1 protein-coding gene is annotated in these 1,451 nt (G+C 66.4%); it reads right to left on the bottom strand.

Annotated elements, in window-relative coordinates:
• Nucleotides 1–22 precede the first annotated feature (22 nt).
• Nucleotides 23–1,219 (bottom strand): IS110 family transposase, encoded by a 1,197-nt coding sequence (locus tag ACFVX6_RS40855; protein WP_389699651.1) that lies wholly within the window; start codon nt 1,217–1,219, stop codon nt 23–25.
• Nucleotides 1,220–1,451: the final 232 nt, after the last annotated feature.

Below are 1,451 nucleotides of genomic sequence, written 5' to 3'. Positions count from 1 at the left end.
AAAGAACTTCCCAATAGGGATGTCAAGCCGTCTGCGTGGCTGATGGTGCGGGCTGGTAGCACGCTCCGTCGCGGAGCATGGCCCAGAGAACGTTGGCCCGGCGGCGTGCGAGAGAGAGTACCGCTTGCTTGTGGCCCTTCCCCTCGTCGCGTTTGCGTTGGTAGTACGTCCGAGATGCGGGGCACGTCCTGAGGCTGGCCATGGAGGAGAGGTAAAAGGCCCGTAGAAGGCCACGGTGGTAGCGGCGGGGGCGGCGCATATTGCCGCTGACGCGCCCGGAATCTCGTGGCACGGGGGCTAGGCCGGCAAAGCCGGCCAGGCGATCCGGTGTGCCGAACGCGTCCATCGCGCCGCCGGTCGCGGCGATGAACTCGGCGCCGAGCAGGGCGCCCATCCCGGGCAGGCTGCGGATTACCTCGGCATGGGGATGTTCGCGGAACCGTGCCTCGATGAGTGCGTCGAGCTCGGCGATCTCCTCGTCGAGGGCGATGACTCCCTTCGCGAGACGGGCAACCATGGCGGCGGCCAGCTTCTCGCCTGGCAGGGACGTCTGCTGGCCAATGGCAGCTTCGAGAGCTGTGGCGGCGATGGTTGCGGCATTCTTGACCTTGCGGTTCCTGAGCCAGGTCTCGATGCGTTTGGCGCCGCTGCGGCGGAGCGCGGCCGGGGTCTGGTAGCCGGTCAGCAGCATGACCGGGCCCCTGTTCGTCAGCGCAAGAGTCCGTTCCAACGCCGGAAAAATCTCCAGGAGTTGGGCTCGGAGTCGGTTGATCTGCCGGGTGCGGTCGCAGACGAGGTCGGTGCGGCGCCCAGTCAGGGTGCGCAGGTCGACGGCAACCTCGTCGCCGGGCCGCAGCAGACCGAGGTCATTGCGCATCCGGGCCTGGTCGGCGATGACGAAGGCGTCCTTGGCGTCAGTCTTGCCCTGGCCGCGGTATCCGGCGGATGCCTGGTGCACCGCCAGACCGGTGAGGTAGGTCATCGGCTGGCCGTGGCCTAGGAGCAACCCGATGAGCAGGGCCGCGCCGCCGTGGTTGATGTCCACCGCCCACAGGACGTCCTCGGAGAGCGCAAGTACATCGCCGATGAGCTCCAGCAGGACCGGCTCGTCGTTCAGGACCCGGCGCGATAGGAGGCGTTTGCCTTGGGCGTCGATCACCAGGCAGTGGTGATGTTCCTTGCCGATGTCCACTCCGGCCCATATTTGGGGCACGGCCACCTCCGCCAGCTCGTCGTCTCACATTGGTCCCAGCAGACGACCTCGCCGGCGTTGTCCTACGAAGCGATCAAGTCGCGTATCCCAATTAGCGGTCGAGTCGTCGCGGGGCTCCGGGCGGCCAAGTTCTTTGAGCCATCATGCGGCGACAAGCTCACAGCCATACCCGGAACCCCTGGGCTTCCCCGATCCTACGAATGACCAGATGCGGCCCGCTTGAAAGGTAGGACAAGCT

Source organism: Streptomyces sp. NPDC058289, assembly GCF_042880975.1.
Taxonomy (GTDB): domain Bacteria; phylum Actinomycetota; class Actinomycetes; order Streptomycetales; family Streptomycetaceae; genus Streptomyces; species Streptomyces stoeckheimensis.
The sequence above is the reverse complement of the archived record's forward strand: the minus strand, read 5'-3'. Positions and strand labels throughout refer to the sequence as shown.